Origin of the sequence: Phyllobacterium zundukense, assembly GCF_025452195.1 — a bacterium.
Taxonomy (GTDB): Bacteria; Pseudomonadota; Alphaproteobacteria; order Rhizobiales; family Rhizobiaceae; genus Phyllobacterium; species Phyllobacterium zundukense_A.
Genome location: NZ_CP104971.1, coordinates 509,688 through 532,265, shown reverse-complemented (window position 1 = coordinate 532,265; position 22,578 = coordinate 509,688). Strand labels below are relative to the sequence as shown.

Genomic DNA, 22,578 nt, shown 5'->3' with positions numbered 1-22,578 from the left:
TTACAGCCTCCTACTCCGCTGCTGCGATTTTTATCACACCGCGCCGGATTTGGTCTTCCTCGATCGATTCGAACAAAGCGCGGAAATTGCCTTCACCAAATCCTTCGTCACCCTTGCGCTGGATGAACTCGAAGAAAATCGGGCCGATTACGGTCTTTGAGAAAATCTGCAGCAAAATCTTCGTCATGCCGCCATCGACGACGCCTTCGCCATCGATGAGAATGCCGTGCTTCTTCATACGCTCGATCGGCTCGTCATGGCCGTTTACACGGGTCTGCGATTTTTCGTAATAGGTCTCGGGCGGTCCGGGCATGAATTTGAGCCCGTTATCGGCGAGCTTGTCGGTCGCGTCATAGATCGCCTCCGTCCCGACAGCGATGTGCTGGATGCCTTCGCCCTTGTACCTGCGCAAATACTCCTCGATCTGACTCTTGTCATCTGTCGATTCATTCAGCGGGATCCGGATCTTGCCGCAAGGCGAGGTAATCGCGCGGGAAACCAGACCCGTAAACTTGCCGGCAATATCGAAGAAATGAATTTGCTTGAAGCCGAAGAGTTCGCGATAGAACGCCCACCATTTATCCATATTGCCGCGATAGACATTATGGGTGAGGTGATCGAGATAATAGAAACCGACACCTTCCGGCTTCGGATCGCGCTCTCCCAGCCACTCGAACTCCGCATCGTACACCGAGCCCTTATCGCCGTAGGTTTCGATGAAATACAGCATTGATCCGCCAATGCCGACAATCGCCGGAACATCGAGTGTCTTGTCGTCGCCCTCATAGGGCGTCGCGCCGTTGGCAACCGCATGGTTGTAGGCGTGCTTGGCATCCACCACCCGCCAGGCCATGGAAGGGGCGCAGGGGCCATGCTTGTCGACGAACTTCGTCGCGTGCGAACCCGGCTCGGCATTGATGATGTAGTTGATGTCGCCCTGGCGCCAGACCGTGATGTTTTTGGTCTTGTGGCGGGCCACAGGCACATAACCCATGCACGCAAAAAGCTCTTCAAGCTGCTCCGGCTGCGGATGGGAGAATTCAACGAATTCAAAACCGTCCGTTCCGGCGGGGTTATCCTTGCTGATCGTGGCTTTCGGTGCGTCGTGCGGAAACGGGCCCATATCATCCTCCATGCGGTGGTTGATATTATCGCGCAAACCGCCCGCAATGTGCTTGCATTTCAACGCTTCATAACCACATACTTTGCATGTTTCATGCATAGAAACGATATAGGATGCACATATGCCGCAACTTGATCCATCTGACCGCAAAATTCTCATTTGCCTGCAGGAAGACGGGCGGCTGACTAACAATGAGCTTTCCGAGCGGATCAACCTCTCGCCGTCGCAATGTTCACGCCGCCGCTCACGGCTGGAGGAAGAGGGATATATTCGCGGCTACCGGGCGGAGATCGACCGGGAAAAGCTTGGCCTCGGTATCGTCAACATTATCTCTGTGACACTGGCAACGCACAACCGGGACAACGCGCAACGCTTTTCAGAACTCATCTCGAAACTGCCTCAGGTCATGGAAGCCCATGCTCTGACTGGAGAGATGGATTATTTCATCAAGGTGGTGACACCGGACCTGCGCGGACTTTCGACATTCGTCAATGAGGTTCTGCTGCCGCATCAATCCGTCCAGCATGTCAAAACCGCTATCGTACTTGATACGCTGAAGGAAGACGGGCGATTGCCAATATAAACGGTGCTAGATGGACGAGAACCGTTAAAGAAACAGGGCCTTCCTGACCATCGGATAGACCCGGGCATGACCGAGCATATAGGCGGTAATTGTTTGTGCGTCGAACAATCCGTGAAAAGCCCGGCCGAGAATATTCATTCCGCCCGCATAAGCGCCGAACGCCGGCATGATCAGACGCGAGCGGTCGCTGACGAAGCAGCGCCGCTGCACCGATTGCCCGCGCCGAACCACCTTGGCTGCCGGGTGCAAATGCCCTGCTATCTCACCCGAGAAAGGAGATCTCGACGGCTCGTGCCGGAAGACCAGATTGCCGAGCGCCAGCTCCGTGAATGTCTCGCCCGGCAAATCCGCCGGATGTTCCGGGTCATGATTGCCGGTGATCCAGATCCACTCGCGCCCCGCCATCAATATGGCGAGTTCCGCCGCGTATACCGCGGGCAGCCGCGCTGCCGCTTGACCATCGTGAAAACTGTCGCCGAGGCTTATCACGCAGAGGGGGTTGTAGCGCGCGACGATCTTCGCAAGCGCGGCAAGCGTCGTTGCCGTGTCGTATGGCGGCAGCATCATGCCGCGCCGGGCAAATGACGAGCCCTTTTCGAAATGCAGATCCGACACGACGAGAATCCGGTCGCTTTCGAGATAAAGTGCGCCTGACGGATCGCAAACGCCGCTGTGCCCGGCAACCATCACTTCGGCTGCGCCATGTAAGGCTGTCTTGATCGTCTGAAACACCGGCGTCATTTATGATCCATCATTTCCCGGGTCAGTTCGTCGGCGATCTCTTCCAGGAGCGTCTCATGCGCTTCACCGGGAACACGTTCCTTGCCTATCTCCATCATCACGGGAACGGCAAAAGGCGAGATCTGGTCGAGGTTCTTGTGAACGATATGACCCTTGATTCGGCTTAGCATATCGCTCAAACGCCGAATGTCGAGAAGACCCGTTGCGGCATCGGCGCGCGTCGCCTGGATCAGGATGTGATCGGGCTCGTGCTCGCGCAGCACGTCGTAGATCAGGTCGGTCGAAACCGTCACTTGCCGTCCGGATTTTTCCTGTCCGGGATGACGTTTTTCAACCAGGCCAGAGATAAGCGCACAATTGCGGAAGGTGCGCTTCAACATGAAACTCTCCGACAGCCAGGTTTCGAGATCGTCCCCCAGCATATCCTCGTCGAAGAGCTCTGACAGCGGCAGTTCACCATTTTGGAACATCCGCCCCATGTCGCGCAGCCCCCAGATCGATACGGCGTAGTCGGTGGCGATAAAGCCGAGCGGCCGCGCCTTGGCGCGTTCCAGCCGACGGGTGAGCAGCATGCCCAGCGTCTGGTGTGCCAGCCTGCCCTCGAACGGATAGATCACCATGTAGGATCGCTCGCCGCGCGGGAACGTTTCGACAAGCAGGCTGCCCGGCTGCGGCAGCACGGATTTCTCCTTCTGGATACGCAGCCAGTCACTGACCTGATCAGGCAATGCTCCCCAGCGCGCGGGGTCTGCCAGCATGGCCCGAACCTGGCTTGCAAGATAGGTAGACAAAGGAAATTTACCTCCTTCATAGGATGGTATCTTGGCGTCGAACCCTTCAGCGTTCGTGACAATGCATTCGTTCTCGCGAATACCCTCGAAGCGCAGCACACGGCCGGAAAAGAAGAAGGTCTCGCCTGGACTGAGCGACTCGACGAAATACTCCTCCACCTTGCCGAGCACCGGACCACCTCGAACATTGCCGCCTTTGCCGCGCTGGCGGGTGAGCCGCACGTTAAGGCTCGGCGCCTCTATAATGGTACCGACATTCAACCGGTATTGTTGGGCAAAGCGCGGGTGGGTCACACGCCAGGTGCCATCCGCGGTCTGCTTGATCTTGGCGAAGCGTTCATAGCTTTTCAACGCATACCCGCCGGTCGCGACGAAATCGACGATGCGATCGAAAGTCTCGCGTGGCAGCGCCGCATAGGGCAGGGCGGTGGTCACTTCTGCGTAGAGATCGTCTGCCCGGAACGGCTCGGCGCAGGCCATGCCGAGCACATGCTGCGCCAGCACGTCGAGCGAACCGTCAGCCAGTGGCGGTGTATCCTGCGCACCGGTATAATTGGCGTCCAGCGCCGCCTGGCATTCCATCACCTCGAAGCGGTTGGCCGGAACGAGGATCGCGCGCGAGGGTTCGTCCATGCGGTGGTTGGAGCGGCCGATGCGCTGCGCGAGGCGGCTCGCGCCCTTGGGTGCCCCGACATGAATGACGAGATCGACATCGCCCCAGTCGATGCCGAGATCGAGCGTCGATGTCGCGACCACCGCCCGCAAGGCATTGGCCGCCATGGCCTGCTCCACCTTGCGGCGCTTGCCGACATCGAGCGAGCCGTGATGCAGCGCGATCGGCATATTGTCGTCATTCGCCATCCACAGATCATGAAACAGCCGCTCCGCCTGGCTGCGCGTATTGACGAAGATCAGCGTCGTGCCGTGCCGCTTGATCGCGTCGTAGATGCCAGGCAGCGCATAGACCGCCGAATGACCGGCCCATGGCACATGATCGTCCGATTCGAGAATGGTGATGTGCGGTTTTGCGCCGCCTTCCACGGTGACAAGACTGGCCATTGGCGCATCGCTGGTCTGTGGCAGAAGCCAGCGCCGCAACCCATCCGGGTCGGCGACCGTAGCGGAAAGTCCGATCGTCTGCACGCCCGGCTGCAGGCGCCGCAGCCTTGCCAATCCGAGTGACAACAGGTGGCCCCGCTTGGACGTAACGAGGGAATGCAATTCATCGAAGATCACGTAGCGCAGATCCTCGAAGAACCGCCCGGCATCCCTGGCCGCGATCAGAAGCGCCAGCTGCTCCGGCGTTGTCAACAATATATCCGGCGGCGCCAGTTTCTGCCGCTGCCGTTTATAGGCGGGCGTGTCGCCGGTGCGCGTCTCGAGCGAGATATCCAGGCCCATCTCCGAGATGGGCTTTTCCAGGTTGCGATGAATATCGACAGCCAGCGCCTTCAGCGGCGAGATATACAGCGTATGGATGCCGCGGCTCGAAGCATTGCTCTTGCCGCGCTGCGCCAGATCGACCAGCGCCGGCAGAAATCCAGCCAGCGTCTTGCCCGCGCCTGTCGGCGCTATGAGAAGGGTCGAGTTTCCCTGTTGCGATTCCTGCACCAGCGCCAGTTGATGCGCGCGGGGCGACCAGCCCTTCGCCTGAAACCAGTTCAGGAAGGATGGCGGCAGAAGAGGGGTGCCGATCTCGGCGAGTGGTTTAATGGTGCTCACTGGGGCGAATGTAGTTGTGCGGCCTCAAAGCGCCAAGACATTGTTTGTCAGGATTGCGCGGAGCCAAATGCGGCCTATGTTCGTTAGGTGGTAAACCCGAGGAATGTCTTGCTGAAACGTCCCGAAGCTCTGCTATGTTCGACGCCCGCCGGCCTTTACTCCCCGGCCGGTGATTTCCATATCGATCCGGTTCGTCCCGTCGAGCGTGCATTGATCACCCATGGCCATTCCGATCATGCCCGCTCCGGTCACCGCAGTGTGATGGCAACGCAGCAGACACTCGACATCATGGGCTTGCGCTACGGCGCGAATTTCGCCGGCGAAACACAGGCTGCAGAGCTTGGCAAATCCATCGAAGTCAATGGCGTCAGCGTCAGTTTTCACCCGGCTGGCCATGTGCTCGGATCGGCGCAGATCGCTGTGGAGAAGGATGGCATGCGTATCGTCGCCTCCGGAGACTACAAGCGCCGCGCCGATCCGACATGCCTCGGTTTTGAACCCGTCGCTTGCGACGTCTTCATCACCGAAGCAACCTTCGCGCTCCCCGTATTCCGCCATCCCGACAGCCGCGACGAGATCGCCAAGCTGCTCAAATCGGTCGAACAGTTTCCCGAGCGCTCGCATCTCGTCGGCGCCTATGCGCTGGGGAAGGCTCAGCGCGTCATCCGTATGCTGCGCGATGCCGGCTACGACCGGACGATCTATATCCACGGCGCACTCGAGAAGCTCTGCGACTACTATCAATCGCAAGGCATCGATCTCGGATCTCTGGCACCGGCGACGACCGAGACAGGTAGCGTGCAGGATTTCGCCGGCGCTATCGTCATCGGGCCTCCCTCGGCCTTTCTCGATCGCTGGGCGAGGCGTTTTCCCGATCCGGTCTCATGCTTTGCCTCGGGCTGGATGCGCATTCGCCAGCGGGCGCGCCAGGGCGGTGTCGAGCTGCCGATCATTCTTTCCGACCATTGCGACTGGGACGAGTTGACCGGCACGATCACCGAGCTTGGACCTGCCCAAGTTTGGGTCACCCACGGACGCGAGGAAGCTTTGGTGCGCTGGTGCGAGCTGAACGATTTCGCCGCACGGCCCTTGCACCTCGTTGGCTACGAAGACGAGGGCGATTGATGGAGGAATTTGCCCAACTCCTTGATCGCCTTGTTTTGACGCCTGCGCGCAACGGGAAGTTGACGCTCCTCGTTGACTATTTCCGCGATACGCCTGATCCGGACCGGGGCCTTGCGCTTGCCGCCATCACCGGCGATCTCAACATAGCCAACGTCAAGCCTGCGATGATCCGCGCCTTGATTGCCGAGCGCATGGACGCGCAGCTTTTTGCTTATTCCTACGACTATGTCGGCGATCTTGCAGAAACCATCTCGCTGGTCTGGTCAACCGACGAACCGCTGCGTGCCAATGCCGTGCCGACGCTCGGCGATATCGTCACTTCTCTGGAACATGCTTCGCGCAGCGACGCCGTGCGCCTCGTTGAAAAATGGCTGGACCAGCTCGACGCCTCCGCCCGCTACGCGCTGCTGAAGCTCGTCACCGGCGGCATGCGCATCGGGGTTTCGGCCCGGCTTGCCAAACAGGCGCTGGCACAATTCGGCGAAGTCGATGTCACCGAGATCGAAGAGCTATGGCATGGCCTGAAGCCGCCCTACCAGCCGTTATTCGCCTGGCTTGAAAAGACTGCCGACAAGCCGGAAAGCCTGGCCGCGGCGCCGTTCCGCCCGGTGATGCTGTCGACACCGCTCGAAGAACCGGACTATGCCAGAATCAATGCGGAGGATTACGCCGCCGAGTGGAAGTGGGACGGCATTCGCGTGCAACTGACGGCTGAGGGCGGAAAATGCCGTATCTATTCGCGCACCGGCGACGATATCTCCCATGCCTTTCCCGACATTGCGGATTTCATGAGTTTCGAAGGCACGCTCGACGGCGAATTGCTCGTCGCGCGCAGCGTCGATGCCGCGATCGAGATCGGCGCTTTCGGCGACCTGCAGCAACGCCTCAACCGCAAGACCGTCTCGGCCAAGCAGCTTGAAAGCCATCCCGCCTTTGTCCGGCTCTACGATCTGCTTTTTGACGGCAAGGAGGATATCCGCGCATTTTCGTTTGCGGAACGGCGCACCCGCCTCGAATTCTTCGTCAAACAGCTGGAGCCGACGCGCTTCGACCTTTCGCCGCTGGTTCCTTTCGAAAACTTCGAGGACCTCGTCGAACTGCGCAAGAACCCGCCGCATCCGATCATCGAAGGGCTGATGCTGAAGCAGCGCTCGTCGGCCTATGTCCCGGGTCGGCCAAAAGGTCCGTGGTTCAAGTGGAAGCGCGATCCCTTCATCATCGATGCCGTGCTTGTTTATGCGCAGCGCGGCCATGGCAAGCGTTCGAGCTACTATTCCGATTATACCTTCGCCGTCTGGACAGGACCGGAAAGCGAGCCGCAACTGGTTCCCGTTGGCAAGGCCTATTTCGGCTTCACCGATGAAGAGTTGAAGCAGCTTGACGCTTTCGTGCGCAACAACACGACCGAGCGTTTCGGCCCCGTGCGCTCCGTGCGGGCCGAACCCGAACATGGCCTCGTGCTTGAGGTGGCGTTCGAAGGCCTCAACCGCTCCAAGCGGCACAAATCCGGCGTTGCCATGCGGTTCCCGCGCATTTCGCGCCTGCGCTGGGACAAGCCGCCCATCGAAGCCGACCGGCTGGAAACGCTTGAAGCCCTGCTGCGTGATTCAGAAACAGCGGAATGATTCCTATTGTTTCTTGCTTTCGATGCGCCATTCTTTCTCGCCAAAGCTCACATCGAAACGGGATAAGAACGAACGTCCCAATAATCCGTCAATGCCGTCGCCGGCATCTTCCCCTGCGGCCATGACCACCGCAGCTACACCTTCCGCCGAAATCCGGCCGATCTGAACCTTGGAAATCGAGCTTCGCTGCGCCATCGCTATGCCGTTGGCTGTCTGCATGCGGATAGAGTAATTTCCGGACAGGGGCAGTTTCGCGCGCTCGGCGAACTTCTTCGACAACGAGACAAAGCTCGCGCCGGTATCGACAATGAAGATTCCCGGCACGCCGTTGATCATCACCTTGGCCGTGATCACATTCTGCCCTTGCGTTGGAAAGCGATCGCTTCCCGTTGCGTGAGACAATTCGCATTTGCCTTTCGCGCTGTAATCCTTGAGAATTTTCCGCGTGCGTTGTGTATCGTTCGCCGCGGGATCTAGCCCCATCCAGGTCTGGATAGGGGTAATTGCTTCGCAATAGTCGCCCAAAGCCGCATAACTGGCTGAAAGCTGGCGAAAGACCTCGCTGTTGATCGAGTTGATATCTTCCGCCAAACCAATCGTAGAGTCGTAAGCGTCAATCGCTTCCTTGTAGCGCTTGGTGCCCTGGAGTATCTGCGCCCGCAGGTAGTGGAATTGCGGCAGGTCCGGGGACATAGCGAGCAAATCGTCCGTTACCTTGATGGCCGCTGGAAAGTCACTCAATCCATAGAGAATGTCGGCCGCACGGTAGAGTGCAACATCAGATGGCCGACATTTAGCCGAATAGGCCTGGAATACCTTCGCAGCCTCGCGTTGGTAGCCCGCTTGCTGCAAGGCGCCTGCAAATTCGTACGTTGCGTTCCAGTCACAAGGTTCACGAAGCAGGACCGCAATATGCCCGGCCATCGGATTGCGGTTAACAACTGCACTGGGCAACGGCTCGATCTCCAGACGGGAATAAAAGGTCTCGGATACCGGGTCAGGGTTAGTTCCAGCAAGCTGTCCGAACTTATCCAGGATAGTATCGGAACCCAGATAGACTGCTGCGCCAGCTCCGCGACAACAATAACAACAAAGATGATGGCTAAGTATTCTTTCCAGATGTTTGATGGGGGCAACCTGCCACCGTTTCTATCTTCCCATTCCGCCTTGAGCATGTAAATCGCTTTCAATATGAATTAAACAGACGCATCGATCCGAGGCAGACGACAGAAAACTGTTTCCGGCAACGAAAAGCAATATTGTAATAGTTCTCCATACAATAATTTTTACTGGAATCTTGATTTTCAGTGGCTGCTCGCCAGCCCCCAAGACGCTCCGGTGCACGGCGCCACCGAGAATGCCCTCGTCGGCCCCTGCGTCCAGTCATTAGGTGTTCCAGCCGGGTTTTCCACAAATTCCGATATGACTGTCATACGAGTCGAGAATGCCGCATTTCAAGCCAAAAACGGCGCTAAATCTCGCTTTGGTCCATATAGTGCAACAATTCGTTGACGTTACCGTAATCCCCTCTTCGAAAAAATATTACTACGAAAGCATTAGCCCCTGCTTGCGTTTGGCCATTTTTTGGCCTTTGTTCATGCCTTCGCAATTCTCTTAGAGGGGAAGGAACAGAAAAATGACCTTAATGAAACTCAATCTCCGTGCGGCATTGCTGCTCGGATCGCTGATGTTGGGCGCAAGCCCCGCCTTGGCCGAAATGGTGCTCCATCGTGGCAATAGCGGCGAGCCGCAGACCCTCGACCAGTCGCAGACTTCCATCGATATCGAAGCTTTCATCGTTAAGGACCTCTATGAGGGCCTGACCGTCTACGATGCGAACGGCAAGATCGTGCCGGGCGCAGCCGAAAGCTGGACCGTGTCCGATGACGGCACCGTCTACACCTTCAAGATCCGCGATAATGCCAAGTGGTCCGATGGATCGCCAGTGGTTGCCGAAGACTTCATCTTCTCAATGCGCCGCGTCGAAGATCCGAAGACCGCAGCCGGCTATGCGAACATTCTCTATCCCATCAAGAATGCCGAAGCGATCAACAAGGGGACAGTTCCCGTCGATCAGCTTGGCATGAAGGCAATCAACGACAAGACGCTCGAGATCACGCTGGAGCGCCCGACCCCCTTCTTCATCGAACTTCTGTCGCACCAGACAGCGCTCCCGATCAACAAGGCAAGCTTCGAAAAGAACGGCGCTGATTTCGTCAAGCCGGGCAAGCTCGTTGGCAATGGCGCGTTCAAGCTTACCGAACACGTGCCGAACGATCACCTGACCGTGCTCAAGAACGAAAACTACTGGGACGCCGCCAACGTCAAGCTCGACAAGGTCATCTTCTACCCGCAGGAAGACCAGGCTGCCGCTGTCCGCCGTTATGAAGCCGGTGAACTCGACCTCGTCTATAACTTCTCCACCGATCAGATCGACCGCTTGCGCAAGGCGAATGCAAAACAGGTTCATGTGACACCTGCCTTCGCCACATACTACTATCCTTTCGATACACGCACCGAGCCTTTCAACGATGTCCGTGTTCGTCGCGCACTTTCCATGTCGGTCGATCGCGAATTCCTCTCGCACGATATTTTCAACGACTCGAAAATGCCGATCTACTCGCTCGTTCCTCCGGGTCTCGAAAACTATGGTGAACCCTCGAAGGCCGATTTTGCCAGCATGTCCCAGCTTGATCGTGAAGACAAAGCAGTGGAGCTGATGAAGGAAGCCGGATATGGCGAAGGCGGCAAGCCTTTGAATATCGAAATCCGCTACAACACCAATCCGAACCACCAGAAGGCAGCAACCGCCGTTGCCGACATGTGGAAGAAGACGTTCGGTGCCAATGTAACGTTGACGAATCTCGACATCAGCGCCCATTACGCCTACCTGCAGGAAGGCGGAAAATTCAATGTCGCGCGCGCCGGCTGGACTGCCGACTATGCTGATGCCGAAAACTTCCTCAACCTTAATGTCAGCAGCAACAAGACCTTCAATTACGGACACTATGAAAATCCGGAATTCGATGCGCTGATGAAGAAATCCTACGAGGAACGCGACCCGGCAGCCCGCTCGAAGATCCTGCACGAAGCCGAAGCTCTGCTAATGCGCGACCAGCCGATTGCTCCGCTGGTCAACGACGCCAATTTCTGGCTCGTCGCCGACAAGGTTCAAGGCTGGGGCGACAACGGTAACAACGAACATCTGAGCAAGTATCTGAGCATCAAGGAATAAGAACGAACATGCGCAATCCGGATTATCCGGGTTGCGCATTTCACATGCTCAGGCCCCATGTTTTCGCTTTCCGCCAGACAAATCAGATCAAGAATATTCTCCCGCCCCCTCTCGTCATGAGACGGGCGAATGGAAGTTCTTGAAGTTTGCAACGGAACGCAGTTCTCTGGGGATTATCGTGTGAGCGCGCCTAGGGTCAGGACCCTGACGGGCACGTCAACAGGAAGAGTTAAACTCGATGTTCCATTTTGTCCTTCGCCGCTTGGCGAGTGCAGTGCCGACGCTGTTCATTGTCGTCACGCTATCCTTCTTCCTCATGCGTTTTGCGCCAGGAGGCCCCTTCAATCTGGAACGGCCGCTGCCGCCGGCGACGATGGAAAACCTGATGAAGGCCTACCATCTCGATCAGCCGCTGTGGAACCAGTATCTGCAATATCTGAAGAATGCGGTCACCGGCGATTTTGGCCCGAGCTACATCTACAAGGACAACACGATCGCTGAACTGATCGGCAAGGGTTTGCCATACTCGATCACGCTCGGTTCCTACGCGCTGTTGCTGGCGCTTTTTGGCGGCGTGTTTATCGGCACGATTGCCGCCCTCCGGCAAAACAGTTTTCTCGATTTCCTCATCATGTCCATCGCAACAGTCGGCGTTACGGTGCCGAACTTCGTTGTCGGTCCGGTCCTCACGCTGGTTTTCGCCGTGCTGCTGTCGTTGCTGCCCGCAGGTGGCTGGGGTGACGGCTCCTGGCGCTTTCTCATCCTGCCGATGATTGCCCTTGCCCTGCCGCAGCTCGCCGTCTTTGCAAGGCTGACGCGCGGCTCGATGATCGAGGGGCTGCACACGGATCACATCCGCACCGCACGCGCCTATGGACTGCCGCCACGCGTGGTCGTCATCACCCACGCCATGCGGGGTGCGCTGCTTCCGGTGGTGTCGTATCTTGCGCCGTGCGCCGCGGCGCTGTTGACGGGTTCTGCCGTCGTTGAATCGATTTTCACCATTCCCGGCGTTGGTCGATATTTCGTCCTGGGCGCTATCAATCGCGATTATACGCTGGTCATGGGAACTGTCGTTCTCGTCGCGATCTTCGTCATCGTCTTCAATCTTCTGGTCGATATTCTCTACGGCCTTCTTGACCCGAGGGTTCGCCATGACTGATCTGAGCGGTATCCCCACCACAATCATCCCGCCTGAAGAATCCAAAGGGCGCAGCCTGTTCCAGCTCGCAGTTATCCGCTTCCGCCGCAACTATGCAGCCATGGCCGGCTGCGTGGTGCTGTTGCTGATCACCCTGTTCTCCTTCTTCGGACCCTACGTCATCAGTCATAAATATGACGAGGTTTTCCCGTCCTACGTCAACGTCCCGCCAAGCCTGGAGCCCTTGCCCAGGGCCGACACTCTCGGCGACGTGATCAAGGGTGTTGCCGATCGGGCCCGCGTTGAACTCCGTGAGTTTGCGGTGGATGGCAATACGTTTACCGCGACGATCCACGCGGACAAGGCCATCGATCCGCGCTCGACCCGCTATTTCGACCGCGCCAACGAGTTCGACAATACACAGGTCACCGCCACCGAAGAGGACGGCAAGACACTCAAATTGACGGGCGACGTCAAGCGCGAATATTTCCTTTTTGGCACCGACCAAAATGGCCGCGACCTGATGGCCCGTGTCATGCTCGGCGGGCAAATCTCGCTGACGATCGGCTGTCTCGCCAGCCTCGTATCGCTGTTCATCGGCGTCATCTATGGCGCCATATCCGGCTATCTGGGCGGCCGGGTCGACAATGTCATGATGCGTCTCATAGAAATCCTCTATTCGCTGCCATTCGTCTTTCTTGTTGTGGTTCTGGTGGTGTTTTTCGGCCGGAGTTTCATTCTGATCTTTCTCGTGATCGGCGCTGTCGAATGGCTGGACATGGCCCGTATCGTGCGTGGCCAGACGCTAGCCCTGAAACGGCGTGAATTCATCGGCGCGGCGCAGGCCCTCGGTTTGACGGACTGGCAGATCATCCGCCGTCACATCATTCCGAATACGATTGGACCTGTGGTTATCTTCGTCACGGTAGTGGTACCGAAAGTGATCCTGCTCGAAAGCTTCCTCTCCTTCCTCGGGCTCGGCGTCCAGGAGCCGCTCACCAGTTGGGGCGCACTGATCTCGGCAGGTGCCGACAAGATGCAGTCGTCGCCATGGTATCTGATTTTCCCCGCCATCTTCTTCGTCGTTACGCTGTTCTCGCTGAATTTCATCGGCGATGGCTTGCGCGATGCACTCGACCCGAAGGACCGCTGAGATGGATATGCAAGCCAATGTATTGTCCGTACGCGGCCTCAAGGTCGACTTCACCACGCCGGACGGCGACGTCAAGGCCGTCAAAGGCATCGATCTCGATGTAAAGCCGGGCGAGACGCTTGCAGTCGTGGGCGAATCCGGCTCCGGCAAGAGCCAGACCATGATGGGTATCATGGGCCTCCTGGCCAACAATGGGCGCGTTACCGGCTCGGCCAAATATCGCGGCCGGGAGCTGATCGGTCTGCCGCTCAAGGGCTTGAACGAGGTGCGCGGCGCCAAGATCACAATGATCTTCCAGGAGCCGATGACCTCGCTCGATCCGCTCTATACGATCGGGCGGCAGATCGCCGAGCCCATCGTCCATCACAAGGGGGTGAGCTTCAAACAGGCGAAGGTGCGCGTGCTTGAATTGCTCAAGCTCGTCGGGATTCCTGATCCCGAGCGCCGCATCAATTCCTATCCGCACGAAATGTCCGGCGGCCAGCGCCAGCGTGTCATGATCGCCATGGCGCTCGCCAATGAGCCGGATCTTCTCATCGCCGATGAGCCCACCACGGCTCTCGATGTGACCATCCAGGCGCAGATCCTCGATCTGCTGCGAGAACTGCAGAAGCGTTTTGGCATGGCGATCGTGCTCATCACCCACGATCTCGGCATTGTAAAACATTTCGCCGATCGCGTCATCGTCATGCGTCGCGGCGAAGTCGTGGAGCGTGGCAATATCGAGCAAATATTCGAGCATCCAAAGGAAGACTATACCAGGATGCTGATCGATGCCGTGCCGAGCGGTACCAAGGAGCCGCCGGAGGACAGCGCGCCCATCATCCTCGAGGGCCGCAATGTGGCGGTGGACTTCGCCATTGGCGGCGGGTTCTTCACCAGGGCTACCAAGCTTTTTCGGGCCGTCGATGGCGTTACGGTCCGGCTGAAACGCGGACAGACCATCGGCATCGTCGGCGAATCCGGTTCCGGCAAATCGACACTCGGGCGGGCGCTGTTGCGGCTTCTGCCAAGCAGCGGCCACTATCATTTCGGCGACAAGAACATCTCGAATTTCGACCGCTCGGCCATGCGGCCACTGCGCAAGGAATTGCAGCTGGTGTTCCAGGACCCCTATGGATCCTTGTCGCCGCGGCAGACTGTCGGTGAGATCATCACCGAAGGTCTGCGTATCCACGAGCCGCAATTGTCACGTGCCGAACGGGACAAGCGCGCCATCGCGGCGCTCAAGGAGGTCGGGCTCGATCCGGCCGCGCGCAACCGCTATCCGCATGAGTTTTCCGGCGGTCAGCGTCAGCGCATCGCCATCGCCCGCGCCATGATCCTGAAGCCGAAAGTCGTCATCCTCGATGAGCCAACGTCAGCGCTGGACAGATCGGTGCAAGGACAGGTGATCGAGCTCCTGCGCGATTTGCAGGAAAAACATGGCCTCTCCTACATCTTCATCAGCCACGATCTCGCGGTCATCAAAGCGATGTCGGATTATGTGATCGTGATGAAGAACGGCAAGATCGTCGAGGAAGGCGAAACGGAGGATATCTTCGATACGCCGCACGACACCTATACCAAGACGCTTATGGCAGCTGCGTTCGATCTCGAGTGATAGGGTCTTGCATTTGATAGGGGAAACGCTCATTTTATAGACAGTTTCGTCTATACGTATAGACGCGGAGATATAGAATGGCCTTTTCCATAAAAGACAAGGCGACCGACGAAGCCGTCAGGCGCTTGGCAAAACTGAAGAATACCAGCCTGACGGAGGCCATCCGCGAAGCCGTCGTACATGAGTATGATCGCATTGCGGACAAGACGCCGCTCATAGAAAAATTGGCTGAGATATCCGCTCGTTACAGGTCCTATCCGAAGACTGGCCTTGAAGCGGATAAAGCGTTTTTCGATGAGCTTTCCGGTGACGAATGATATTCGTCGACGCATCCGCAATAATTTCCATCCTTGATGAAGAAGCTGATGCCTCGTCGCTGGCGGTTCGCCTGGCAGGAGCCTCGACAGTATTTGTCTCACCTATGGCGCTCTATGAAGCCGTGACGGGCCTCGCCCGAAAACGGGTGTGTCCCATCGATGAGGCACAGGAGATGGTCGATGACTTCATGAGCGCCACTCAGGCACGAGTCCTGGACATCACCGCCGACATCGGCAGGAATGCCGTCCAGGCCTTCAATACCTTTGGTCGCGGGCGGCACAAGGCCGCTCTCAACATGGGTGATTGCTTCGCCTATGCCTGCGCCAAGGCGCATGACCTGCAGCTATTGTGCAAGGGCAACGATTTTCCCTTTACCGATATAAAGATCGCCTGAGCTTATTGAAGTTCCTCCCGCCACGGCGGATTGGCCCCAGCGCGCGAAACTGTCACCGCCGCCGCCTTGACACCCAAGGTCAATGCATCGCGGATCTGGGCTTCGGTCAGGGTAGTCAGGGCGGATTTCACCAGCACCCCTGCTTCTTGCAGCGAGGTCAAAACGCCCGCGGTAAATGTATCCCCGGCGCCAACCGTATCGACGACCGGTACGCGCTGCGCCGCGACATGCACCGTAAGATCGGCGGTATAGCCAGTCACGCCGTCAGCACCATGGGTGACGAGGATCAACTTCGGTCCCTGCTGATCGGCCGGGACGATCCAGCGCCGGGCAATCTCGTCCATGGTGCCGCTCTCGCCGAACCAGCGCATGTCCTCGTCGGAAATCTTGACGATATCGGTCATGGCGATCATGCGGCGCATGCGCGCAAGATGTTTCTCCTTGTCGGGAATGAACCCAGGCCGGATATTCGGATCGAGAATGATCACGCGCTTTTCATGCTCGCGCGCCATCAGCGCCTCGTAGGTCGAGCCGCATGGCTCCGGGATCAGGCTGATCGCGCCGAACTGCAGGGCAGTCACATTGTCATCGAGCGCTGGCAGGTGTTCGATCGCCAGCGAGCGCCCCGCGCTGTTCTCGTCATAGAACATATAGCTCGCCTGGCCATCGGTCAGGCGCACGAAGGCAAGCGTAGTGGGCAGCTGCGAAATATGCGCATAATGTGTACCGACATGATTGGCGGTCAGGCTGTCCAGCAGCATCTGGCCGAAGAAGTCAGAGGAAATCCCCGAGAAGAATTCAGTCGGAACGCCAAGCCGTCCCAGCGCGATTGCAGTATTGAACACGGCGCCGCCGACATAGGGTGCAAAGGCCGGTTCTCCGGCATCGCTCTTCCGCTGCAGCATGTCGATCAGGGCTTCTCCGCAACATAAAATCATTTCAAAATCTCTTTTCCTGGATAAATGACACCCTTGCGGATGATGATATTGGCATAAAGCCGTGGCTCGCCCGTCGCAATGATGGTGTGGGCGTTTTTCACACGCGCATAAAACTTATCGCCATCGAGCGCAACCAGCGCAAAGCCCGGCACGCGTTGTGCGCACACCGCTTCCATTTCAACGTGGACTGGATCGGCCAGCGGAGCATTGCCCTTCACCGAGGCGCGAAACAGCGCTTGCGGCACGAAGTCATCGACCGGCAGCACCTGCAATATGGCGTCGAGCAACGGGATCAGCGGCAGGCCGTCGGCGCGGATCAGCCGCCGCGCGTGCTCGAGCGCCGGATAATTTCCGTCGACAAGCGCGATCTCGTCGCCATGCCCCATGGCGCGCAATGTCGCCAAGAGCTCAGGGCCGAGCATGGGCGGAATACCGATCAACACTTAATTGCCCTTCCTGAAAAGCTTCTGTCCGAGAAGATACCGGTCCGACAGCGGCAGGCTGGCAGCGCCGAGCGCTCGTGCATGAATGCCGACAGTTCCTTCGAAGATCGCCGGCAATTGAATGCCTTCGAGATCGAATGTCTCGACATGTCTGCGCACCGCGTCGACAATGCGCGCCCGTACGTTTGCCGGCATCCAGCCATCGATGATGGCCGCCTCGAAGTCCACTACCGAGGACGACGCGATAACGGCCTGTGCGATCGCCCTGCCGGCACGCTCGATCCATGCGTCAAGCTCTGCGCCCATCTCGCCCCAGTCTTCGGGCGAAGCCCAGAGCGGCGAGGGGTCCCGGCCAAGCTCGGTGACATCCCGCTCCAGCGCGGTGATCGACGCGATGTCGATCAGCTGCCGCGCGCTACCGTCCGGTCCCGGCACCGGCATCGAGCCCAGCGCACCGGCATTGCCGCTCCGTCCCGCGTAGAGACCACCACTGATGACGATGCCGCCACCGATAAAGGAACCGATATAGAAATAGACGAAATCATTGACGTCCTTGGTCTGGCCGAACACAAGTTCAGCGCCGCAGGCGGCGGTCATGTCGTTCTGCAGATAAACCGGAAACGAACAAAGCGCCGCGACCTTTTCGCGAATATCGCAGTCGCGCCATTCGTCCATGACCGTCTGCGGTGCACCCACCGTATCGGCCCATTTCCACAATTCGAAGGGGGCTGCAATGCCAATTCCCGCCACCCGTTCGCGCTGCTTTGGCGTCAGCGCCTCCATCATCTGCGCCATGCCCGTGGCAGCGAAGCTGAAGATCGGTTCCGGCGTTGGATAATCGTAAGGCATATGCAGCATGGAACGAATACGGCCGATAAAGTCTATCAGCACCAGGTCGGCGCTGCGGCGTCCGATCTTCAGCCCAAAGAAAAATGCGCCTTCCGGATTGAGCGACATGGGGATCAATGGCTGGCCGATGCGTCCGCGCAGCGGCTCCTCTCGCGACAGAAGTTCGTCAGCCTCCAGCATGCGCATTATGATCGAGCTTGTCTGCGCCGAAAGCCCGGTCATGCGGGCGATAGCGGTCTTGGCGAGGCTGCCGTGCTGGCGCAGAAGCGAAAGCACCACACGCTCATTGTGATCGCGCATGCCACTTTGATTGGTACCGTGATGAAGCGTCAGCCTGGATCCTCCCGTGCCGGAACGCTCCGATACTCGAATACTCAAGGACCTGGTCCTCCCATGAATATGGCGGACAATGGAGATATTGGGGAATGCTGTCAATATTAAATCAGAGTGATTTATTAATGTTGACAGGCCGCGACGAGTGGTATTTGCTAGGGATCAACACTTGGCCGGGAGGACAACTGTCCGAGCTGTTTAACGCGGAACAAGGGACCGGCACGACGCCTGGCCCGTCGCGAATTGGCACGATTTTTTGGGAGGAAGTGACATGCGTAGAAGCATTTATCTGAAATCGACTGTTTTCGGCGCGGCCGCTGTGGCCATCGCTGCTTTTGCTGCACCGGCACAGGCTGCCGGTGTGGGCGCATGCCTAATCACCAAGACCGATACCAACCCGTTCTTCGTCAAGATGAAAGAGGGCGCCCTCGCCAAGTCGAAGGAACTCGGCGTTGACCTGAAGACCTATGCCGGCAAGATCGACGGCGACAGCGAAAGCCAGGTTGCCGCGATCGAGACCTGCATTGCCGATGGCGCCAAGGGTATTCTCATCACTGCATCCGATACGGCCGGCATCGTTTCTTCGGTCAAGCAGGCACGCGATGCAGGCCTCCTTGTCATCGCTCTCGACACGCCGCTTGATCCTGCCGACGCAGCCGATGCCACCTTCGCCACGGACAACCTTCTCGCCGGCGAACTGATCGGCAAATGGGCTGCCGGGACGCTTGGCGACAAGGCAAAGGACGCCAAGATCGCCTTCCTCGATCTGACGCCGTCACAGCCGACCGTCGACGTTCTGCGCGACCAGGGCTTCATGAAGGGCTTCGGCATCGACGTCGTCGACATCAACAAGATCGGCGACGAGAAGGACCCGCGCATTGTCGGCCACGACGTGACAAACGGCAATGAAGAAGGTGGCCGCAAGGCGATGGAAAACCTTCTGCAGAAGGACCCGAGCATCAATGTCGTTCACACGATCAACGAACCGGCTGCTGCCGGTGCCTATGAAGCTCTGAAGGCCTTCGGCAAGGAAAAGGACGTCCTCATCGTTTCCGTCGATGGCGGTTGCCCAGGCGTGAAGAACGTCGAGGCCGGCGTGATCGGTGCAACCTCGCAGCAGTACCCTCTGCTGATGGCGTCGCTCGGCATCGAAGCGATCAAGAAGTTCGCCGACACCGGCGAGAAGCCGAAGCCGACCGAAGGCAAGAACTTCTTCGACACGGGCGTTTCGCTCGTTACCGACAAGCCTGTTCAAGGTCTTGAGTCTATCGACGTCAAGACCGGCACGAGCAAGTGCTGGGGCTAATTCAATTAAGTCACCCCCCTCTGCCCTGCCGGGCATCTCCCCCGAAAGGGGGGAGATCGAACCGTCAGGACGATCTGTGCTATTCTTGCAGCGGTGGAATTGAGCAAAAACTGTATTGAAAGCTGATCTCCCCCCTTGTGGGGGAGATGTCCGGCAGGACAGAGGGGGTGAGCGGCCGTGTCCATTTCCCTCGTCTCATGATACAAATTTTCCCCGGAGGTCACATTATGACAGACACACAGCAAACACCGCGAGCACCTCAAGACTTCGAAAGCGCGGTGGCACGGGAAACTGCCGTTGCCAGTTTTGACACCCATGACAAAAGCCCTCTAGAAAGGATAAGGCATTTCCTCCATTCCAGCCCGGCTTCCGTTCCCCTTATCGTTCTGGTGCTGTCGCTGGTGATCTTTGCGGTCATTGTCGGCTCGCGCTTTTTCACTCCGTTTGCGCTGTCGCTCATCCTGCAGCAGGTCGCGATCGTCGGCATTGTCGGCGCTGCGCAAACCCTCGTTGTGCTGACAGCCGGCATCGACCTTTCGGTTGGCGCCATCATGGTATTGACGTCGGTCGTCATGGGCCAGTTCACCTTCCGCTATGGCATGCCTGTCGAATTGGCCATCGCGTGCGGGGTCGCGCTTGGCGCGCTGTGCGGCTTTATCAACGGTGTCCTCATCGCTTATCTGAAGCTGCCACCTTTCATTGTCACGCTCGGCACCTGGCAGATCTATCTGGCAACAACTTACATTTACTCCGCAAATGAGACCATCCGTGCCCAGGATATCGAGGCGAACGCCAAGCTCCTGCAATTCTTTGGCGAGAAGGTTCCCATAGGCGGCGCCACCTTCACCTATGGCGTCTTCATCATGATACTGCTGATTGCAATACTCTGGTACGTGCTCAACCACACCGCCTGGGGCCGCCATGTCTACGCCATCGGCGATGATCCGGAGGCGGCAAAGCTCTCCGGCGTCAGCACAAAGCGCGTGCTTATTGCTGTCTATGTGCTTGCCGGTCTCATCTGCGCGCTCGCAGGCTGGGTTTCGATCGGACGCAATGGCTCGGTTTCACCGCAGATCGGCCAGTTCGCCAATATCGAATCCATCACCGCTGTGGTGATCGGCGGCATGTCGCTCTTCGGCGGGCGCGGCTCCATCATGGGCATGCTCTTCGGCGCATTGATCGTCGGCGTCTTCTCCTTCGGGATGCGCATGTACGGTACCGACGTTCAATGGACGTATCTCATCATCGGTGTATTGATCATCCTGGCCGTCGCTATCGACCAGTGGATCAGAAAGGTAGCAGGCTGATGTCAAGAGAACCCATCCTTACCGCCCGCGGACTGGTCAAGCGCTACGGCCGCGTCACAGCACTCGACCACGCCGATTTCGACCTCTACCCGGGCGAAGTGCTGGCGGTGATCGGCGATAACGGCGCCGGCAAATCATCGCTGATCAAGGCGATTTCCGGCGCAGTACGTCCGGATGAGGGCGAGATGACGCTGGAAGGCAAGACGATCCATTTTCGCTCGCCCATGGAAGCGCGCGATGCCGGGATCGAAACCGTCTATCAGAATCTCGCGCTTTCGCCGGCGCTGTCGATTGCCGACAACATGTTTCTCGGCCGCGAAATCCGCAAGCCGGGCGTCATGGGCAGCTGGTTCCGCATGCTCGACCGCAAGGCGATGGAAACGAAGGCACGTGACAAGCTCACCGAGCTCGGCCTGATGACCATCCAGAACATCAGCCAGGCAGTGGAGACGCTCTCCGGCGGTCAGCGGCAGGGTGTCGCGGTGGCGCGTGCGGCTGCCTTCGGCTCCAAGGTGGTGATCATGGACGAGCCGACGGCGGCGCTCGGCGTCAAAGAGTCCCGCCGCGTCCTCGAACTCATCCAGGACGTGAAAAAACGCGGATTGCCGATTGTGCTCATCTCGCACAATATGCCTCACGTTTTCGAAGTGGCCGACCGCATACACATTCATCGTCTCGGAAAGCGTCTTACCGTGATCGACCCGAAGGAATATACGATGTCGGATGCCGTGGCCTTCATGACCGGCGCCAAGGCACCGCCGACCAGTCCGGTCTGATCTGGTTGCCCCCTCATCCGGCCCTTCGGGCCACCTTCTCCCCGTGGGGGGAGAAGAAAGAGGTGGCAACGGTGGATCGCTATTCTTCTCCCCTCGGGGAGAAGGTGGCCCGTAGGGCCGGATGAGGGGGCTGTGAAAACGCTGGCACCCATCAAACCAATACTAACGAGGAAATTTCCAGGAAATGAAGCGTTCTGAAGTCAATGAGATCATCCGCGAAAGCGACAAGTTCATCCGTTCGTTCGGCTATGTCATGCCACCCTTCGCCTACTGGTCTCCGGAAGAATTGAAGGCTCGCACCGCAACCGATTCGAAGGCCATCCGCGAGGCGCGCCTCGGCTGGGACATCACCGATTACGGCCAGGGCAAATTCGATGAACTTGGGCTCTTCCTCTTCACCACGCGCAATGGCAATCAGGAAGACCTGAAAAAGGGCGGCGGCATGCTGTACGCCGAAAAAATCATGATCTCCAGAGAGAAGCAGCTGTCGCCGATGCATCGCCATATCGTCAAGGCGGAGGACATCATCAACCGCGGTGGCGGCACTCTGGTGCTCGAGCTTTTCAACTCCAATCCGGACGGCAGCGTCGACGAGAAGACCGATGTCGAAGTTGCCACCGACGGGCGCATAGTGCGGCAGAAAGCCGGCGACCTTTTGAAGCTGGCGCCGGGCGAGAGCGTTACGCTTCTGCCGGGCAACTGGCATGCATTCTGGGGCGAGGGCGGCGACGTGCTGATTGGCGAAGTCTCCACCGTCAATGACGATCTCACCGACAATATCTTCCGCGAACCGATCGGCCGTTTCTCCTCCATCGACGAGGATGAGGCACCGCTGCATTTGCTTGTCTCCGACTACGACAAATGGCTGGCGTGACAGCAGCGCTTTGACGAAAAGCCTCCTTCCCGTCGCGCCGGGGAGGGGTTTGCAATTCCAGCATGTCGCAGTCGCCTGTTTCGAATATCTTGCCGGCAAAATCCATGTGCGTGGTTCGACAAGCTCACCATGAGGGGAGATTGTGGGTTGCACGGATAGTCGCCGACGTTGCTACTCTTGACTCCCTGCAGCTCACTA

At 58.2% G+C, this 22,578-nt stretch carries 20 protein-coding genes; 13 read left to right on the top strand and 7 right to left on the bottom strand.

The window, feature by feature from the left end; translation table 11 throughout:
- Positions 1-10: 10 nt before the first annotated feature.
- Positions 11-1,123: a 4-hydroxyphenylpyruvate dioxygenase gene (hppD, locus tag N8E88_RS07165; protein ID WP_262291290.1), complete on the bottom strand. Its 1,113-nt coding sequence runs from the start codon at positions 1,121-1,123 to the stop codon at positions 11-13.
- Positions 1,124-1,244: 121 nt separating this feature from the next.
- Between hppD and N8E88_RS07160 the strand changes: the two genes are divergently transcribed.
- On the top strand, positions 1,245-1,706 hold the full coding sequence (locus N8E88_RS07160; protein ID WP_262291289.1) for an Lrp/AsnC family transcriptional regulator: 462 nt from the start codon (positions 1,245-1,247) through the stop codon (positions 1,704-1,706).
- Between the two features lie 24 nt (positions 1,707-1,730).
- Here the strand turns inward: N8E88_RS07160 and pdeM are convergent, their stop codons facing one another.
- Positions 1,731-2,426 carry a ligase-associated DNA damage response endonuclease PdeM gene (gene pdeM / locus N8E88_RS07155; RefSeq protein WP_410010556.1) on the bottom strand — a complete coding sequence of 232 codons (696 nt, stop codon included), beginning with the start codon at positions 2,424-2,426 and terminating at the stop codon, positions 1,731-1,733.
- Between the two features lie 17 nt (positions 2,427-2,443).
- On the bottom strand, positions 2,444-4,960 hold the full coding sequence (locus tag N8E88_RS07150; protein ID WP_262291288.1) for a ligase-associated DNA damage response DEXH box helicase: 2,517 nt from the start codon (positions 4,958-4,960) through the stop codon (positions 2,444-2,446).
- A 108-nt stretch (positions 4,961-5,068) separates the two neighbouring features.
- On the opposite strand from N8E88_RS07150, the gene N8E88_RS07145 reads away from it, so the two are divergent.
- Complete coding sequence (locus tag N8E88_RS07145; protein WP_262291287.1) at positions 5,069-6,085, top strand: ligase-associated DNA damage response exonuclease; 1,017 nt, start codon at positions 5,069-5,071, stop codon at positions 6,083-6,085.
- Positions 6,085-7,710, top strand: a complete 1,626-nt coding sequence (locus N8E88_RS07140; protein ID WP_262291286.1) for a cisplatin damage response ATP-dependent DNA ligase — start codon at positions 6,085-6,087, stop codon at positions 7,708-7,710. Before N8E88_RS07145 ends, N8E88_RS07140 begins: the two co-directional genes overlap by 1 nt.
- Positions 7,711-7,713: 3 nt before the next feature.
- On the opposite strand, the gene N8E88_RS07135 is transcribed toward N8E88_RS07140, so the two are convergent.
- Positions 7,714-8,664, bottom strand: a complete 951-nt coding sequence (locus N8E88_RS07135) for a TIGR02281 family clan AA aspartic protease (protein ID WP_262291285.1) — start codon at positions 8,662-8,664, stop codon at positions 7,714-7,716.
- Between the two features lie 682 nt (positions 8,665-9,346).
- On the opposite strand from N8E88_RS07135, the gene N8E88_RS07130 reads away from it, so the two are divergent.
- The 6 genes from N8E88_RS07130 to N8E88_RS07105 all read left to right on the top strand — a co-directional run bounded on the left by N8E88_RS07130 (position 9,347) and on the right by N8E88_RS07105 (position 15,554).
- Positions 9,347-10,945, top strand: coding sequence for a peptide ABC transporter substrate-binding protein (locus tag N8E88_RS07130; RefSeq protein WP_262291284.1), 1,599 nt, complete (start codon positions 9,347-9,349; stop codon positions 10,943-10,945).
- Positions 10,946-11,183: 238 nt separating this feature from the next.
- A complete protein-coding gene (oppB, locus tag N8E88_RS07125; RefSeq protein WP_114431018.1) occupies positions 11,184-12,107 on the top strand; it encodes an oligopeptide ABC transporter permease OppB in 924 nt (307 codons plus the stop codon).
- A complete protein-coding gene (locus N8E88_RS07120; RefSeq protein WP_262291283.1) occupies positions 12,100-13,239 on the top strand; it encodes an ABC transporter permease subunit in 1,140 nt (379 codons plus the stop codon). Before oppB ends, N8E88_RS07120 begins: the two co-directional genes overlap by 8 nt.
- Positions 13,214-14,842, top strand: a complete 1,629-nt coding sequence (locus N8E88_RS07115; protein ID WP_262291282.1) for an ABC transporter ATP-binding protein — start codon at positions 13,214-13,216, stop codon at positions 14,840-14,842. The genes N8E88_RS07120 and N8E88_RS07115 overlap by 26 nt, the downstream gene beginning before the upstream one ends.
- Before the next feature lie 77 nt (positions 14,843-14,919).
- Positions 14,920-15,159, top strand: a complete 240-nt coding sequence (locus N8E88_RS07110; protein ID WP_262291281.1) for a type II toxin-antitoxin system VapB family antitoxin — start codon at positions 14,920-14,922, stop codon at positions 15,157-15,159.
- A complete protein-coding gene (locus N8E88_RS07105; RefSeq protein ID WP_262291280.1) occupies positions 15,156-15,554 on the top strand; it encodes a type II toxin-antitoxin system VapC family toxin in 399 nt (132 codons plus the stop codon). The genes N8E88_RS07110 and N8E88_RS07105 overlap by 4 nt, the downstream gene beginning before the upstream one ends.
- Positions 15,555-15,556: 2 nt before the next feature.
- Here the strand turns inward: N8E88_RS07105 and N8E88_RS07100 are convergent, their stop codons facing one another.
- From N8E88_RS07100 to N8E88_RS07090, 3 genes are read right to left on the bottom strand one after another with little or no spacing between them, the layout of a single operon-like run.
- Positions 15,557-16,492, bottom strand: coding sequence for a carbohydrate kinase family protein (locus N8E88_RS07100; protein ID WP_262291279.1), 936 nt, complete (start codon positions 16,490-16,492; stop codon positions 15,557-15,559).
- Positions 16,489-16,935, bottom strand: coding sequence for an RbsD/FucU family protein (locus tag N8E88_RS07095; RefSeq protein ID WP_262291278.1), 447 nt, complete (start codon positions 16,933-16,935; stop codon positions 16,489-16,491). Before N8E88_RS07095 ends, N8E88_RS07100 begins: the two co-directional genes overlap by 4 nt.
- Positions 16,936-18,084: an ROK family transcriptional regulator gene (locus N8E88_RS07090; protein ID WP_262291602.1), complete on the bottom strand. Its 1,149-nt coding sequence runs from the start codon at positions 18,082-18,084 to the stop codon at positions 16,936-16,938.
- A gap of 304 nt (positions 18,085-18,388) precedes the next feature.
- Here N8E88_RS07090 and N8E88_RS07085 point away from each other — a divergent pair, with 304 nt between their 5' ends.
- From N8E88_RS07085 to N8E88_RS07070, 4 genes are all read left to right on the top strand, one after another.
- Complete coding sequence (locus N8E88_RS07085) at positions 18,389-19,423, top strand: sugar ABC transporter substrate-binding protein (protein ID WP_410010539.1); 1,035 nt, start codon at positions 18,389-18,391, stop codon at positions 19,421-19,423.
- A gap of 227 nt (positions 19,424-19,650) precedes the next feature.
- On the top strand, positions 19,651-20,730 hold the full coding sequence (locus tag N8E88_RS07080) for an ABC transporter permease (RefSeq protein WP_262291277.1): 1,080 nt from the start codon (positions 19,651-19,653) through the stop codon (positions 20,728-20,730).
- Entirely contained in the window at positions 20,730-21,506 is a 777-nt protein-coding gene (locus N8E88_RS07075) for an ATP-binding cassette domain-containing protein (protein ID WP_262291276.1), read from the top strand. The genes N8E88_RS07080 and N8E88_RS07075 overlap by 1 nt, the downstream gene beginning before the upstream one ends.
- A 184-nt stretch (positions 21,507-21,690) precedes the next feature.
- Positions 21,691-22,380 (top strand): D-lyxose/D-mannose family sugar isomerase, encoded by a 690-nt coding sequence (locus N8E88_RS07070; protein WP_262291275.1) that lies wholly within the window; start codon positions 21,691-21,693, stop codon positions 22,378-22,380.
- Positions 22,381-22,578 lie beyond the last annotated feature (198 nt).